The sequence below is a fragment of the Streptomyces sp. NPDC052396 genome (assembly GCF_044593195.1).
Classification (GTDB): domain Bacteria; phylum Actinomycetota; class Actinomycetes; order Streptomycetales; family Streptomycetaceae; genus Streptomyces.
Genome location: NZ_JBIUAW010000012.1, coordinates 109,508 through 123,968, shown reverse-complemented (window position 1 = coordinate 123,968; position 14,461 = coordinate 109,508). Strand labels below are relative to the sequence as shown.

The 14,461-nt window shown below is 69.4% G+C and carries 12 protein-coding genes; 1 reads left to right on the top strand and 11 read right to left on the bottom strand.

The features are described 5' to 3' along the window. Positions 1–38: 38 nt before the first annotated feature. Positions 39–965 carry a MurR/RpiR family transcriptional regulator gene (locus ACIHFE_RS27815; protein ID WP_400110770.1) on the bottom strand — a complete coding sequence of 309 codons (927 nt, stop codon included), beginning with the start codon at positions 963–965 and terminating at the stop codon, positions 39–41. 180 nt (positions 966–1,145) lie between these two features. Then, positions 1,146–1,859: a hypothetical protein gene (locus ACIHFE_RS27810; RefSeq protein WP_400110769.1), complete on the bottom strand. Its 714-nt coding sequence runs from the start codon at positions 1,857–1,859 to the stop codon at positions 1,146–1,148. A 279-nt stretch (positions 1,860–2,138) separates the two neighbouring features. Between ACIHFE_RS27810 and ACIHFE_RS27805 the strand changes: the two genes are divergently transcribed. Next, positions 2,139–3,077, top strand: coding sequence for a glycoside hydrolase family 25 protein (locus ACIHFE_RS27805; protein ID WP_400110767.1), 939 nt, complete (start codon positions 2,139–2,141; stop codon positions 3,075–3,077). On the opposite strand, the gene ACIHFE_RS27800 is transcribed toward ACIHFE_RS27805, so the two are convergent. From ACIHFE_RS27800 to ACIHFE_RS27760, 9 genes are all read right to left on the bottom strand, one after another. Beyond that, positions 3,074–3,583: a DUF523 domain-containing protein gene (locus ACIHFE_RS27800; protein WP_400110765.1), complete on the bottom strand. Its 510-nt coding sequence runs from the start codon at positions 3,581–3,583 to the stop codon at positions 3,074–3,076. The genes ACIHFE_RS27805 and ACIHFE_RS27800 overlap by 4 nt on opposite strands. Before the next feature lie 22 nt (positions 3,584–3,605). Beyond that, on the bottom strand, positions 3,606–6,596 hold the full coding sequence (locus tag ACIHFE_RS27795) for an alpha-mannosidase (RefSeq protein WP_400110763.1): 2,991 nt from the start codon (positions 6,594–6,596) through the stop codon (positions 3,606–3,608). A gap of 50 nt (positions 6,597–6,646) precedes the next feature. Beyond that, positions 6,647–8,632, bottom strand: a complete 1,986-nt coding sequence (locus ACIHFE_RS27790; RefSeq protein ID WP_400110762.1) for an endo-beta-N-acetylglucosaminidase — start codon at positions 8,630–8,632, stop codon at positions 6,647–6,649. 24 nt (positions 8,633–8,656) lie between these two features. Further along, the gene (locus tag ACIHFE_RS27785) at positions 8,657–9,202 is read right to left on the bottom strand and encodes a hypothetical protein (RefSeq protein WP_400110760.1); all 546 of its coding nucleotides are present in this window, start codon (positions 9,200–9,202) and stop codon (positions 8,657–8,659) included. Between the two features lie 116 nt (positions 9,203–9,318). After that, the gene (locus ACIHFE_RS27780; protein ID WP_400110758.1) at positions 9,319–9,807 is read right to left on the bottom strand and encodes an RICIN domain-containing protein; all 489 of its coding nucleotides are present in this window, start codon (positions 9,805–9,807) and stop codon (positions 9,319–9,321) included. Positions 9,808–10,112: 305 nt separating this feature from the next. After that, positions 10,113–11,336, bottom strand: a complete 1,224-nt coding sequence (locus tag ACIHFE_RS27775; protein WP_400110756.1) for a glycosyl hydrolase — start codon at positions 11,334–11,336, stop codon at positions 10,113–10,115. A 16-nt stretch (positions 11,337–11,352) separates the two neighbouring features. Next, positions 11,353–12,177 (bottom strand): carbohydrate ABC transporter permease, encoded by an 825-nt coding sequence (locus ACIHFE_RS27770; protein ID WP_400110754.1) that lies wholly within the window; start codon positions 12,175–12,177, stop codon positions 11,353–11,355. Beyond that, positions 12,177–13,076 carry a carbohydrate ABC transporter permease gene (locus ACIHFE_RS27765; protein ID WP_400110752.1) on the bottom strand — a complete coding sequence of 300 codons (900 nt, stop codon included), beginning with the start codon at positions 13,074–13,076 and terminating at the stop codon, positions 12,177–12,179. Before ACIHFE_RS27765 ends, ACIHFE_RS27770 begins: the two co-directional genes overlap by 1 nt. Then, complete coding sequence (locus tag ACIHFE_RS27760) at positions 13,076–14,365, bottom strand: ABC transporter substrate-binding protein (RefSeq protein WP_400110750.1); 1,290 nt, start codon at positions 14,363–14,365, stop codon at positions 13,076–13,078. Before ACIHFE_RS27760 ends, ACIHFE_RS27765 begins: the two co-directional genes overlap by 1 nt. Positions 14,366–14,461 lie beyond the last annotated feature (96 nt).

Here is a 14,461-nt window from a genome sequence, read left to right as displayed (position 1 = left end):
TGAAAAAATTCATGCAGGCTGCTCGCGGCAGCGGCCTGTCAGTCCTGCAGGAAGAAGTCGTGCTGTTCGGCGGCCTGCTCGTACTTCTCCAGCCTCAGCTGGGTGCGTTCGGGGTCGGCGTCGGCCATGGCCTGGAGGAGGGCGGCGGAGAGGATGCCCGGTGCGGCGTAGGAGTCGAAGACGAGTCGTGAGCCGGTGCCGGCGGTGAGCGTCATATCGGCTTCGTCCACCAGGGGCCCGAGTGTCTGGTCGGTGATCAGTGCGACGCGCAGCCCGGTGCTGCGTGCGGCCCGCATCGCTGCCAGGGTCTCGTTGGCGTGCCGGGGCATGGCGAAGGCCAGTACCCAGGTTCCGCCCGCCTCCCGGGACTGGAGCAGTGCGTCGTAGGCGACGCTGCCGCCCCGGGAGACCAGCCGTACGTCGGGATGGATGCGCTTGGCCGCGTAGGCGAAGTACTCCGCCAGGGAGAGGGAGATCCGCAGGCCCAGGATCGTCAGCGGGACCGACCGGGCCAGTTCACGGCCGAGGTCCAGCACCCGGTCGGTGTCGGCGAAGGTCCGGCGCAGGCTTTCCAGATTCTCGATCTCGGCGTCCACGGCCGCCTGCAGCTCATTGCGACCGCCCTCCTGCCTGACCTCCGGGACGCCGGCGGCCGCGCTCAGGGCGAGGGGCTGCAGGGCCTCGCGCAGCGCGGGGTAGCCGTTGAAGCCCAGGGAGATGGCGAAGCGGGTCACCGACGGCTGGCTGACGCCCACGCGCTCCGCGAGGTCCGTGATCGACAAGAACGCGGCCTCGGTGAGGTGATCGGTGATGTACTGCGCGATGCGCCGCTGCGCGGGAGACAGCCGATGGCCACCGAACAGAGCACGCACCTTCTCGGCGGGCAGCGGCTCCGCCTCGGAAGCCTGCCCGCCCGGCGTGATCGCGGATGACCGCGCGCGTGCCCGCTGCTGCCCCGATGGCACCAGTGCGCCTCCTTCTCACCGTTTCCGCTCAACATAGCCCACCCGGCACGAGTGCCAGGAGCGAGCTCGGCTCGGTGGACATCCGGCCGCCGATGCCTGGTCGCGCCCACGCGGCGGAGCCGCATGAGCGCGCCGTCCCGCGCCCCTGAGGGGCGCCCGTGCGCCGCCCGGATACCGGTCCTACTTGGCGGCGGCGCGGAGTTTGTCGAGCTGCTTGTTGACGATGCCCTCTTCGGGCATGCCGGTGTCCTTGAGGGCCGAGTTCCAGATCACGGTCAGCACATCGCCGGTGCGGACGACGACATAGCTGCGCGTCTCGCACGGGCCCTCGCCGCACTCGGGGGAGCTGAGGGTCTCCGTGAGCGCCAGCGTGGCATCACCGGTCGCCTTGAAGGTGGCCTTGCTGAAGGTGACCTTGGTGCCGGCGTGGCCCGGCGCGGTGGCATTGAAGGCCGCGCAGGATCCGAGTGCGGACTCGGCGGAGGTCATGGCCTTGGCCGCCTGGCCGGCGCCGAACTGGGTGAGCTGGATGTCGGTGTACTCACGGCCGTTGGTGCCGTAGTACGCGCCGGTGGCGGAGGAGGACGGCGGGGTGGCCGCGTTGCGGATGTCGGACAGGTCGAGCAGGGGCTGGCAGGCGGGTTTGTCCGCGGTGAGCTTGAACTCCGCCTTGGTCGGGCCCAGGGACGACCGGTGTTCGTCGTACTGGAGGTCCTTGACGGGGAGCAGGGCCTTGACGAGCTGGTCCTGAGTCAGCGGCTTGGCGGCGGCTCCGGTCGGAGCGCTGGTGGCCGTGGTGCCGGACTTGTCGTCGTTCTTGGGACCGCACGCGGTGGCGGTCAGGGCGAGCGGCGCGAGGACGCCGGCCGCGAGGATGATGCGCAGAGAACGCACGATTGATCTTCCCCCGAATGGTGACAGTGCCGCGCCGTGTTGTCCGGCGCATGGAAGGCAGCGGTCGTCGGTGCGACACCCGCTGACAGCGGATCAAGGTACCGGATGTTCAGGGCTTGTGGATCATGGGTCCTGCGCTGTTACCGGACCGGGAATTTCGCACAGAGTGCTTGCCGGGCCGCACCGGGCCGCTCAAGCGGAACATATACCTCCGCCTTGGCAACCTCTCCGGCCCGGTCGAAGCTATGGGCACCGCACCGGCATGGGAGGAGGGCGGAGATGGGTATCTGGGGCCAGGACTGGGCCAGTTACCAGTCGTCGAGGCCGAGCACCGGAGGGCTCTCGTTCGCCTTCGTCAAGGTGAGCGAGGGCCTGTCGTACATCAACCCCAAGTGGGTGGCGCAGCGCGACCACGCCAAGGCGCATGGGCTGGTCTGGGGCGGCTACCACTATCCGCAGATGGCCAACCGGCCCGGCGACGAGGCGGACTACTTCCTGGCGCAGGTCAACTGGAAGCCGGGGGACCTGGCCGTACTGGACTGGGAGGGCTATGACGACGCCAACAGCAGGGTTCCGCGCGCGCACCAGGCCGCCTACAAGGAGGCATGGCTGCGGTATGTGAAGGCGCGGCTGCCGCACAACGGCGTCGGCATGTACTGCAACCTCGACTACTGGCGCAATGTCGACACCACGTCCTACTACGGCGATTTCCTGTGGATCGCCACCGCCGGGCGCCGGGCCGGGGATCCCGGGATCCGGGCCGCCTGGATGTTCCACCAGTACGGCGACAACGGCGTGGACCGGGACTACTGCCACCTCGGCAGCACCGCCGAACTCCGGTCCTGGGCCGAGTCGTTCCGGCACCGGACCCCCACCACCCGGCTTCTGGAGGAAGAGATGCTCGCGTTCTTCACCGTGCCCGCCAACACCGAATTCGACCTGCCGGTGGAGCCGGCCGGCACCCTGGACGCCCCACAGGGCGGGGCCCGCAATGCGGCGATGTGGGTGGCGCTGACGCCGCAGGGCGCGGACGGCCAGGTGACCACCGCCTTCCACCGGGAGGGCGGCGCCTGGGATCGCCCGGCCGGTGCCGCCCGGGTCACGGTCGGGGGCTCGAAGTTACTGGTGGATCTGCCGTCCGACGGGTCGGTGGACAAGGTGCGGATCCACTCCACGGTGCCGCTGGTGGGGTACCTCGTCGGACGGCAGGTCGCCTAGGGCAAGCCGCGGGCGGGGGGTTCGAGCCCGCGCAGACAGGCCGCCGCCTCGCGGATCCGGTGCTCGTCGAAGACCTGGATACCCGCCCGCCGGAGCAGCGCGGTGGTGACGCCATGGCCGGAGACGCGCGTTCCGGCGAAGCCTCCGTCGTGGATCCGCAGGCTCCCGCAGGACGGACTGGACTCCTTCAACAGCGCGACCCGGACACCGGATTCACGGGCCACCTCCAGTGCCCGCCCGGCGCCGCGGAGGAACTGCTCGGTGAGGTCCTCGCCGGCCGCGGTGCGGACCCGGGCGGTGCCGTCCAGGACCGCCGCGCCGTCCCCGCCGACGATCTCCGCCGGCGGACGGGGCACGGGAAGGCCGCCGGCGGTCTCGGGGCAGAACGCGACCACCCGCCCCTCGGCACGCCAGCGCGCCATGAGCTCATCGTCCATGGGCTTCGCGCCGCCGTCATAGCGCACCCGGCTGCCCAGCAGACAGGCGCTCACCAGGATCCGTTCCACGCCCGCAGGCTACCGTCCCCCGTCAGGCCCGGCGCAGCCGCAGGGTCAGAATCTCGAACGGCCGCAGGACGAGCCGGAGTTCGCCGTCGATGGGCTCGGCCGGGGACAGCGGCCGCTCCAGCAGGTCGCAGACGCCGGCCGAGGCCATGGCGAAGCCCGGGGACAGCACTCCCCGGGCCCGTCCGCCCAGGGATTCATAGAGGCGGACCACCACATCGCCGCTGCCGTCGTCGGCCAGTTTGACGGCGGAGACGACCAGGGCGTCATTGTCGACGCGCACCAGGGGAGCGACGGGGGTGCCGCCCGGCACCCGGCGTTCCGGCAGGTTGAGACGGTAGCCCTCGCACACCGCGTCACCCGGTTCGGCACCCGGCACCAGGGCGTAGCGGAAGTGGTGGACACCCTGATCGGTGTGGGGGTCGGGGAAGCGGGGGGCACGCAGGAGGGAGAGGCGGACGGTTGTGGTGGTGCCGGTGCGGGTGACGTCATAGCCATAGCTGGAGTCATTGACCAGGGCCACGCCCCAGCCGGGTTCCTGAAGGTGGACAAAGCGATGGGCGCAGGCCTCGAACTTGGCCGCGTCCCAGCTGGTGTTGGTGTGGGTGGGGCGGTAGAGGTGGCCGAACTGGGTCTCGGCGGCAATGCGGTCGGTGTGGACGTCCAGGGGGAAGGCGGCCTTCAGGAACTTCTCGGTCTCCTGCCAGTCGACCTCGGTGTGGATGTCCAGGCGCTGGGAACCGGCGGGCAGGCTGATGCGCTGGGTCACGCGGGAGTTGCCGAAGGAGCGGGTGAGGTGGACGGTGCCGTCCAGGAGTTGGAGGGAGTCCAGCTCGGTGAGATCGGTGACGGTATTGCGATAGAAGGGGTCGACATCCCAGGCGTCCCACATATTGGGGAAGTCCTGGTGGAGTTGGAGGAGGTTGGCGGCACCGCCGGGGGCGACGGCCTCCCGGCCGGTCTCCTTGTCATAGGCGGAGACCACCAGACCGCGCCGGTCGATCTCGGCGCGCAGCAGCCCGTTTTCGAGGACATAGCCGCCGTCGGGGCGGGGCCGGGCGGTGGCCGGGGCCGGTGTGCAGGTGCCGGCCGGGGCGGCGCCATGGGCCGGGGCGCCGCCCCGGCGGTGCGGTGCGGAGTTGAAGACCAGGGTGCCCTCGCCGGAGCCGGCGAGGGCGGTGAGTGCCTCGCCCACGATCGACTCGAGTTCGGCCATGACCCGGGCGTAGGTCTTGGCCGCCTCCCGGTGCACCCAGGCAATGGAGGTTCCCGGCAGGATGTCGTGGAACTGGTGCAGCAGCACGGTCTTCCACAGACGGTCCAGCCGCTCATAGGGGTAGGGCGCGCCGGTGCGCACGGTGGCGGTGGCGGACCACAGCTCGGCCTCGTGCAGCAGGTGTTCGGCCCGGCGGTTGCCCTGCTTGGTGCGGGCCTGGCTGGTCAGGGTGGCGCGGTGCAGCTCCAGATACAGCTCGCCGACCCACACCGGGGCATGGCCGTACTCGGCCCGGGCCTGCTCGAAGAACGCGGCGGGCTTCTCGAAGCGGACTCGGGGCGAACCCTCCAGATCGGCCAGGCGCTTGGCGCGGGCCAGCATCTCCCGGGTGGTGCCCCCGCCGCCGTCCCCCCACCCGGTGGGGGCCAGGGAGCGGGTGGCGCCGCCCTTCTCCTGGAAGTTGCGCACCGCATGCGCCAACTCGGCGCCGGACAGCTGGGAGTTGTAGGTGTCGATGGGCGGGAAGTGGGTGAAGACCCGGGTGCCGTCCAGCCCCTCCCACCAGAAGGTGTGGTGCGGGAACTTGTTGCTCTGGCTCCAGGAGATCTTCTGGGTGAGGAACCACCGGGCGCCCGCCAGCTTCACCAGCTGGGGCAGCGCGGCCGAGTAGCCGAAGGAGTCCGGCAGCCAGACCTCCTCGGTCTCGATCCCGAACTCCTCCAGGAAGAACCGCTTGCCATGGACGAACTGGCGGGCCAGCGCCTCCGAACCGGGCATATTGGTGTCGGACTCCACCCACATCCCGCCCACCGGAACAAAACGCCCCTCGGCCACCGCCTTTTTGACCCGGGCGTAGACCTCCGGCCGGTGCTCCTTGATCCAGGCGTACTGCTGGGCCTGGGACATGGCGTAGACGAACTCCGGCTCGTCCTCCAGCAGCGCGGTCATATTGGCGGTGGTACGGGCCACCTTGCGCACCGTCTCCCGCAGCGGCCACAACCAGGCCGAGTCGATATGGGCATGCCCCACGGCGCTGAGGCGGTGGGCGGAGGCATGCGCGGGCCGGGCCAGGGCGGGCGCCAGCAGCCGGCGGGCGCCGGCGGCGGTGCCGGGGACGTCCTGGAGGTCAACGGCGTCCAAGGCGCGGTCGATGGAGCGCAGCAGCTCCCAGCGGCGGGGCGAGTCCGGGGACAGTTCGGTCATCAACTGGCCCAGCACCTCCAGGTCCTGGACCAGTTCCCACACCGTACGGTCGAAGACGGCCAGATCCATGCGGGCCAGCCGGTAGCGGGGCTCGGTCCCGGCCGTATCGCGGTCGCCCAGTCCGGTGGGCCGGAAGGGGTGGTAGTCCAGGACCACCGGGTTGGCGGCCGCCTCGATATGCAGCAGCACCTCCTCGCCGCCGGCCGCCGGATCGGCCACCCGCACCCACTGGTTGCGCGGGTTGAGGCCCTTCACCGGTGAGCCGTCCGGCCGGTAGACCAGGCCCTCGCACTGGAAGCCGGGCATATTGTCGTCGAAACCCAGGTCCAGCAGCGCCTCCACGGTACGGCCCGCCCAGGCCGCCGGGACCGTCCCGCGCACCGTGAACCAGCTGGTGCCCCAGGCAGGACCCCAGGCCGCACCCGCCTCGACCGGGGTGCGCGGGGCGGCCAGGCCCTCCGCCACCGGGACCGGCTCACCGGGGGCCTGCCACACCGAGACGGCCAGCGGCACCGACTCGGGATACACGGCGGGGCGGATGCGCTCGTCCAGCACCCGCTTGAGGCGGGCTTCGAGGATGCTGCGGTCGTTGTGCATCGGGATGTCCTAACCGGGAGGGGCTCGGTGGTGCGCCGGCAGGCGGTGCGTTACCAGTGGTGGTCGAAGGCGGCGGGCGGCGAGGGGACATACAGCTCGTCCAGGGCACGCACCTGAAGGCGGGTGACCGCCTCACCGGCCGTACGGTGCAGCGCCGGGACGTAGTAGGCATGCCCGCAGGTGCCGCCGAGAAAGCGGAACCCGCCGCCGGGGAGTGACTGCCGCAGCTCGTAGTGGCGCACGGGGCCGGGTGGCGCGCCCCAGGCCAGGCGGAGGGCCGCCGAGCCGTCGGGATTGCGGGCGGCCGCGGTGAGGCGTACGGGACCCGGCGCGCCGGGGGCGGATGGGGTGGTGTCCCGTACCGCCAGCGCGCCCAGCCGCCAGCTGACCGCACCGGTGGCCGGGGCGGTCAGCCGGATGCCCAGGGCATCGATGGCGGTGGCGCCACGCAGTTGGGGCTGCGGGCGGATGGCAGTGGTGGTCCAGTTGTGCCCATTGAGTCTGCCGAGGGGCAGATAGACGGTCTTTCCGCCCGCGCCGACCATGAGTTCGGCCAGTACGGCGGTGGAGCCGGGGTCCGCGCGGTGGGTGAGGACGACAACGGTGGCCGCGGACAGCGGCAGCCGGGTCGAGTAGAGGTCGATGGTGGTGGGAGCGGCCAGCCGGCCGTTGACCAGGAGGCTGCTGCCCCCGTGCCAGGCGGCGCCGAAATCGAAGCCGACATCCGGTCGCTCGCCCGCGGTACGGACGGACCAGCGGCGGGCGGGCAGCCGGTCCTGCAGACCGAGCTGGTTCCAGGGGCCGGATGGCACCCGGCCGCCGTCCTCGTACCAGGCCGTTCCATGGCCGGTGTTGAAGGTGGTGGCGAAGGGGAGGCAGGTGACGGTGGAACGGTCGGCGACGATCGCGGCGGGCGGGCGCCAGGAGGCGAGGGAGGGATCACCGGCCCAGAAACGGTCGTCCCGGCGGTGGAAGGCGGAAGGTGAACGGTCATTGGCCGAAAGGCTCTTCCAGGTCCACTCGGGGCGGTAGAAGCCGATGGAGGTGGTGTGAGGGGTGTTACCGGGCGGGGCGATGGCATCCCAGTCGACAGAGGTGTCCCAGCCGCGCGCCTCGACATCGACCCCGGCCCAGAGCTCATAACGCCCCCGGTGCAGACTCTCCGCGAGCCGCGCGGAGGAGGCCAGCCCGGCACGGGTCCAGTCGAAGTTGAGGAATAGGGAGCCGGCGGCCCGAAAGAACGGGGTGTTGAGCTCATTGAGCTCGTTCTGCCAGGCGATATCGCCGGAAATGGCCATGGCGTCGTACCAGGTGATGCGCAGCCCTTGCCCCCGGGTGTGCAGATACTGGACGAACTCCTGCATGGAGGCGCCGAGTTCACGGTCGCCGCCATCGGTTTCGGCATTGAGGAACCAGCCGTCGAAGCCATGTGAACGGGCGACCAGGATCAGCTGGTCCGCCAGCGGAAAGCGGCCATCCGCGGCCCGCCGCACCAGCTCCCGCGTCCAGGACAGCTGCCCGCCGAAGGCGGTGGGCGGAAGGAAGACGGTACCGAGGACGGGGACGCCATTGCGGTGGGCGGCGTCGATGACCGGGGCATTGGGCGCCAGGATCAGGCCCTCCCCCGAAGAGCCGCCCCAGAAGACCAGTTCGTCGAGGTAGGACCAGTTGGTGAGGGCGTAGTAGTCGGCGGTGTCCGAACCCTGGGAAGGGTTGGCGGACGTGGGTGCGAAGGAGACCAGCGCGGAGACCCGCCCCTGGTGGGGGTGCGCCGTGGGATTGCCGGGCGGGGGAGTGAAGCGGGGAGCGAGCGGGGTGGTCGAGCGGTTGAACGGCAGATCGGGATCGTCCTGCGGCCGCCACCCCGCCAGGCTCCGCCACCGCACGCCGGGGGCCGGGCTGCCGCCGGGCAGCGAGCCGGGGAACCAGTAAGAGGCATACGGCTGAAGGCCGTTGCCCTCGGCGGCCCGCGCCACCGCCGGGACCGCCATGGCAGCGAGAACAGCGCCCTTCAGCAGGGATCTTCGGGTAGGCATGGGAATGGCTTCACCGACGCCTGATCAGTGAAATGCGTTACCGATATTGGTCGCGAACTGCTGCCAGATGCTTCGGGCCAGACCGCTGGAAACGGTCGCCGCGGCCGCCGGTGTCCATGGGCCCCAGGCGTGGACGCTCAGGGTATGAGCGATCCCCGGCCCACTGGTGCCGGTTCGGATAAAGGTGAAGGTGATGTACCGTCCGGCTCCTTCCGCGTGGCCGGGAAGGGACTTGAAGGTGAAACTGGTCGGGGTCCGGCCCACAACTTGTACCGGGTTGTTGTGGCCGGCCGACATCAGGTGGCACACTCCGCCGACCGCGGGCAACGAAGTGCAGTTGCCGCCAAAGGGAAACAGGTGGCCGAAGTCGTTGGCAACGATGCCCATCAACGACGTGGCGGTGAGCAGTTCGCTCTGCGGCCAGTTGATGTTGAGGTGATAGCTGTAGTGGTAGCTGAGGTCGCGGGGCGGTGCCACCGAGGTCACCGGTGCTGCCACGGCCGGGCTCGGTGCGGCGTACGCCGTCGTTACAGGAGTGAAACCGGTCGTCGCAACAAGTACGGCGGCCACCGCGAGCTTGTACCGGGAAGCTCTTGAAATCCGCATTTCCGACCCCTTCTCACTGTGATTGAACTGGGCTGGTTGTGTGGTGGTTCAGCGGTGCTGTCAGTACCGGCCGGTGGACGCTAGTGGAAGTACCACCGGTGTACGGGGTCGGGCGGGGTGTGCTTGGGCCACACCATAAGACGGTGGCCGTTGTTGGTGTTTCCCGACGGAAGCATCAGGCAGCTCCAGGGCTTCCGCTTGGTACACAGGGTCTCCGACGAATAGTCGTAGATCCATTGCTGCATGATGCCCCCGTTGCAGTCGAACATCCGGGGCCAGCCGGAGTCGGTGTTGCGGTCCTGGACAAAGGTCATGCATTTGCCGTTCCAGGCGCTGCGGATCTCCCATGGCCTGGTCGCGCCACCCCACTTCTGGTTGTCCCGGCCGTTGCAGTCCCAGACGACCAGCGGGGCGCCGTTGCTGTTGTCGAAGTTGTAGATGTCCGCGCATTTGTTCTCGTTGATACGCGTCCGCAGATCCGGGCCCTGCGCGGCTGCGGCGGGCGTGGGGACCGCGAGGACGGCCCCGAGTGCCAGGGCGGACAAGGCGGGGGTGAGCTTTCGTAGCATGGCCGACTCCTGCTGCTGAATACCTGCTGGTCACGGTCAGTTCATCGAGGCCGACCGGGTAGGGGAGGCTGAGGAGTTGGAGCGCGCCACGCAGGCGTCCGGGGCGGGCGGGGTGCTGCTGGTGCCGCACACTTCGGTGTGCTGCCCGAGGACTACCAGGAGATCGCGCAGGTGGTGGCTGGTGCGGCGGAGCCGGTCAAGGCTATCGGTGAGTGTGGGATTCGGCAAGGATATGCAGGCAACCCCCCTGGGACGCAAGGGAGTTCGAAAGTCTCCCGGTCGCCGGACCCGGCGGAAACCCCGCCCTACCCAACCGCGACCACCTCCTCGATCCCCCGACGGGCCAAGTACCCTGCGTCGCGGGCCCGTTGACCGAGCACCACCCCCACCCGTGAGCCGCCGGAGGCGACCCGCATCCAGGACGAGAAGAACGCCCCGCCCGGTGCGCACACCCCGCGCCCCGGCGCCGTCTCCGGATCCCCGGCATCCAGGAGCAGGGCCGTGCGCCGGGGTTCCACCACGGCCGGGCGCCGCTCGCGGATGAAGCGGGCAAGCTCCGCGCCCACCGGCTTGACCCTATGGTCATTGGTCAACAGCCCCAGGTCGTACTCAAGTTCGGGAAAGTCGGCCAGTGACCGGTCCACATCATGGGAGCACCACCAGGTGATGCCCCACAGCCCCGGGCAGTCCGCCGCATTGGCCAAGGTGGCCCGGGTGAAGGCCACCGCCCGCTCGGGCGGAATGTGCGGGGCCGGGGCGCCGACCTCCTGGAGCCAGACCGGGCGGTCGGGGTCGTCCGCCCATGCCTTGGAGAGCTCGATCAGATAGGCGGCATGCAGTTCCGTGGCCGCACCCTGTGGCCCGTACCGCTGGGCGGTGCCGTTGAACACCCAGGAGTGCACGGCGGTCATCGCGCCGAGCCGCGCCGAGTGGGCGGGAGTGAACGGATGCCGGCCGTCATACCAGGCCACGTCATAGGAGGCGTGCACATGCGGCAGCCCGGGCGCCCCCCGCTCACAGGCCGCCAGCATCCGCCGCAGCCAGTGTCCGGCCTGCTCCTGGGTGATGCGGTCGGGAGCGGGGTGCGGGTCGCCGGAGAACTGGTTGACCTCATTACCGACGCCAAGGCCCAGAAAGTTGGGCCGGCCGGCCAACGCCTTTCCGAGCGCGGTGAGATAGCACTCCTGGCCGTCGATCACCTCGGGATCGGTGAAGAGGTCGCGGCGGTGCCAGGTGGTGGTCCAGGAGGGAATGAAGTCAAAGCTGGACAGGTGGCCCTGCAGACCGTCCACCCCGACGTCCAGCCCGCGTTCGGCTGCGGCGTCCACCAGCCGGCCGAGCTGCTCCAGCGCCCGGGGGCGGATCAGGGTGCGGTTGGGCTGGAACAGCGGCCACAGCGGGAAGACGCGGATATGGTCCAGGCCCAGACCGGCGATGGAGTCGAGATCGGCACGGATGTCGTCCAGGTCGAAGTCCAGCCAGTGATGGAACCAGCCCCTGGACGGCGTGTAGTTGACACCGAAGCGCATGCTTACGGGGATCCCTTCAGCTCTTGACGGCACCTTCGCCGACGCCCCGGAAGAAGTACCGCTGCAGGCAGGCGAACAGCACCACCAGCGGGGCGACGGCGATCACGGTCCCGGCGGCGACCAGCCGCGGGTTCTGCTGGAAGGTGCCATGCAGGAAGTTCAGGCCGACGGTCAGGGTGAAGCGGTCCGAGTCGGAGAGGACGATCAGTGGCCAGAGGAAGTCGTCCCAGGCGCCCATGAAGGCGAAGACGGCCACCACCGCCAGCGTGCCACGCACCGAGGGCAGGGCGATGCGCAGAAACCGCTGCCAGGCGTTGGCCCCGTCGATCACCGCGGCCTCCTCCACCTCAACCGGGATGGCGGCGAAGGCGTTGCGCATCAGCAGGACATTGAGCGCACCCACCGCCCCCGGCAGCACCACGGCGGTGAGGGTGTTGTTGATGCCCAGCTCGCGCATCATGGTGAACTGCGCGATCACTATGGACTCCAGCGGCACCAACAGGGCCAGGACAAAGGTGAGTACGGCCACCCGGCGCCCCCGGAAGCGCAGCCTGGCCAGTGCGTATCCGGCCATCGAGGCACCGGCCAGATTGGTCAGCACGCTCACCACGGCCACCTTCAGCGAGTTCAGCGCGTAGTGCCACACCGGGATGATGTCCGCCACCTCGCTGTAGTTGTGGGTGGTGGGGTGCCGGGGCAGCAGACGGGGTGGCGAGGTGTAGATGTCCTCGGTGGTGCCCTTGAAGGAGGTGGACAGCTGCCAGAGGAACGGCCCGACGGCCAGGGCCAGTACGGCCAGCAGCAGCAGATAGCGCAGCGCCTTGGGCAGTGTCCCGCGCATCAGCGGTCTTCCTTACGGTTGGCGCGCAGCACCAGCAGCATCAGCAGCAGGGCGATGACAAAGACGACCAGGGAGAGGGCGGAGGCATAGCCGGTGCGGCCGCTGAGGCCGGTGCCGGTGCGCTGCACCAGCATCACCAGGGTGGTGTCCCGGCCGGCCGGGCCCCCGGTGGGCCCGGCCAGCAGATACACCTCGGAGAACACCTTGAACGCGGCGACCGAGGACAGCGCGGCCACCAGCACCATGGTCGGGCGCAGCGCGGGCACGGTGACGCTGAGGAACCGGCGCAGCGCCCCGGCCCCGTCCACGGCGGCCGCCTCATGCAGCTCGCGGGGGACGTTGGCCAGCGCGGCCAGATAGACGACCATGTAGTAGCCGAGGCCCTTCCACACGGTCAGCGCCATGGCGCTGAGCAGCAACAGCCAGGAGTCGCCCAGGAAGTCGACCCGGCCGGCGCCCAGCAGGCGCAGGATGCCGTTGACCAGCCCCCGGTCGTCCAGCATCCACTCCCAGATCAGGGCGACCACCACCATGGAGGCCACCACCGGGAGGTAGAAGGCGGAGCGGAAGAAGCCGATGCCCGGCAGCCGCCGCTCCACCAGCAGGGCCAGCAGCAGCGGCAGCAGCACCGTGCAGGGCACCACCAGCACCGCGTAGAGCGCGCTGTTGCCCAGCGCGGTCCAGAACTGGTCGTCGTGCAGCATGTCGTGGAAGTTGCGCAGCCCGACCCAGTGGCCCGGGCTCAGGGTGCGGGCATCGGTGAACGCCCGGGCCACGGTGCTGACGAAGGGATAGAGGCTGAAGACGCTGACCACGCCCAGTCCGGGCAGCAGAAAGAGCCAGGGTGTGGCGGACCGGTGGGTGCGGACGCGTCCGGGAGCGGCGGTCATGATGGGCATCAGCCCTGCTTGAGCAGCTTGTTGCTGCGTGCCACCGCATCGTCCAGCGCCTGCTGCGGCGACTTCTCGCCCTGCAGCGCCTTGGCGATCTCATTGCGCAGGATCGTCTTCATCTCGTCGCTCATCACCACCGGGGTGTAGTTGACGGCGCCCTTCAGCATCCTGGCCGAGGCCACCCGGACCCGTCCGTCATCGGTGCCGTCCTCCCTGGTCCAGTACGGGTCCTCAAGGGAGCCCCTGGTGCTGGGGAAGACCGCGACCTTGTGCGCGAACGCCTCCTGGTTCCGGCGGTCGGTGACAAAGTGCGCGAACGCCACGGCGGCGGCCTTGTGCCCGCTGTGGCTGTTCACGGCCAGCCCCATCACATACATATTGGGTTTGCCGTTGTTGTTCGGGGCGTCGGTGATGCCGAGGTCGCGGTAGAGCGTGGGCGCGTTCTTACGGAAGTTGGCCAGGTCATGGGCGCTGCCCGGATTCATGGCGACCTTCTGCTCAAGGAACTTCTGGCCCACCTTGTCCGGGGTATTGGTGAGCGCCTGCGGATCGAGTCCGCCACTGCGGTACAACTCCTTGTATTTGCTGACCAGTTCGGCGCCCTTGGGGTCGTTGTAGGTGAACGCCGTGGCCCTGGCATTCATCAGCGGAACGCCATAGCGGCCGAAGTCCTCGATGGATGGAATGCCGCCCAGGGTGGCCACCTTGCCGCCGGAGCCATGGGAAATGGCGTTGGCCACGGCGAACAGCTCGGCATAGCTGTGCGGCGGCCGGTCGGGATCGAGCCCGGAATCCCGGAAGAGTTTCTTGTTGTAGAAGAGCGGGCCGGTGTTGAGGTACCAGGGGAACGCATAGGAACCGTTCAGCCCGGGAAGCGAGTTGCCCTGCCAGGACTCCGGGGTGTACTCATCCTTGAAGCGGGCGGCCGCCTTTTCCTGGTCCAGGTTCATCAGCACACCGGCCTTGGCCAGTGGATAGGCGAGGTCGGGGGTGACATTGACGACATCGGGCAGGGTGCCGGCCGCCGCGTCGGCGCTGAGTTTGTCGGCGTAGTTGTCGGCCGGCTGGTCCAGCCACTTGATCTTCACATCCGGGTTTTCCCGTTGGAAGTCGCGGATCAGCCCCTCGAAGAAATCCTTGAAGTTTGCGCGCAGGTTCCAGGTCTGGAAGGTGATGTGACCACTCGCCTTGCCGTCCGCGGAGCCGCCCTCGTCATCGCCGCCGGAACCACAGGCGGTGAGGGAGATCGCAAGTAGCGCGGCGGATAACAGGGTTGCTCTTCTGGACGTGGGCATGGCCGGAGAGCTCCTTCGGTCGGGCCCTTCGTCGGGCCAGGAGGGGCGGTCCAAAAGGTGCACCCGGCAAGGGAGTCACGTCAACACTTCCGTCAA

Bases quoted from the DNA above. Each gene is read 5' to 3' on its own strand.
- ACIHFE_RS27795 (WP_400110763.1), bottom strand. From the start codon at position 6,596: ATGCACAACGACCGCAGCATCCTCGAAGCCCGCCTCAAGCGGGTGCTG.
- ACIHFE_RS27770 (WP_400110754.1), bottom strand. From the start codon at position 12,177: ATGCGCGGGACACTGCCCAAGGCGCTGCGCTATCTGCTGCTGCTGGCC.
- ACIHFE_RS27760 (WP_400110750.1), bottom strand. From the start codon at position 14,365: ATGCCCACGTCCAGAAGAGCAACCCTGTTATCCGCCGCGCTACTTGCG.
- ACIHFE_RS27775 (WP_400110756.1), bottom strand. From the start codon at position 11,336: ATGCGCTTCGGTGTCAACTACACGCCGTCCAGGGGCTGGTTCCATCAC.
- ACIHFE_RS27765 (WP_400110752.1), bottom strand. From the start codon at position 13,076: ATGCCCATCATGACCGCCGCTCCCGGACGCGTCCGCACCCACCGGTCC.
- ACIHFE_RS27790 (WP_400110762.1), bottom strand. From the start codon at position 8,632: ATGCCTACCCGAAGATCCCTGCTGAAGGGCGCTGTTCTCGCTGCCATG.
- ACIHFE_RS27805 (WP_400110767.1), top strand. From the start codon at position 2,139: ATGGGTATCTGGGGCCAGGACTGGGCCAGTTACCAGTCGTCGAGGCCG.
- ACIHFE_RS27780 (WP_400110758.1), bottom strand. From the start codon at position 9,807: ATGCTACGAAAGCTCACCCCCGCCTTGTCCGCCCTGGCACTCGGGGCC.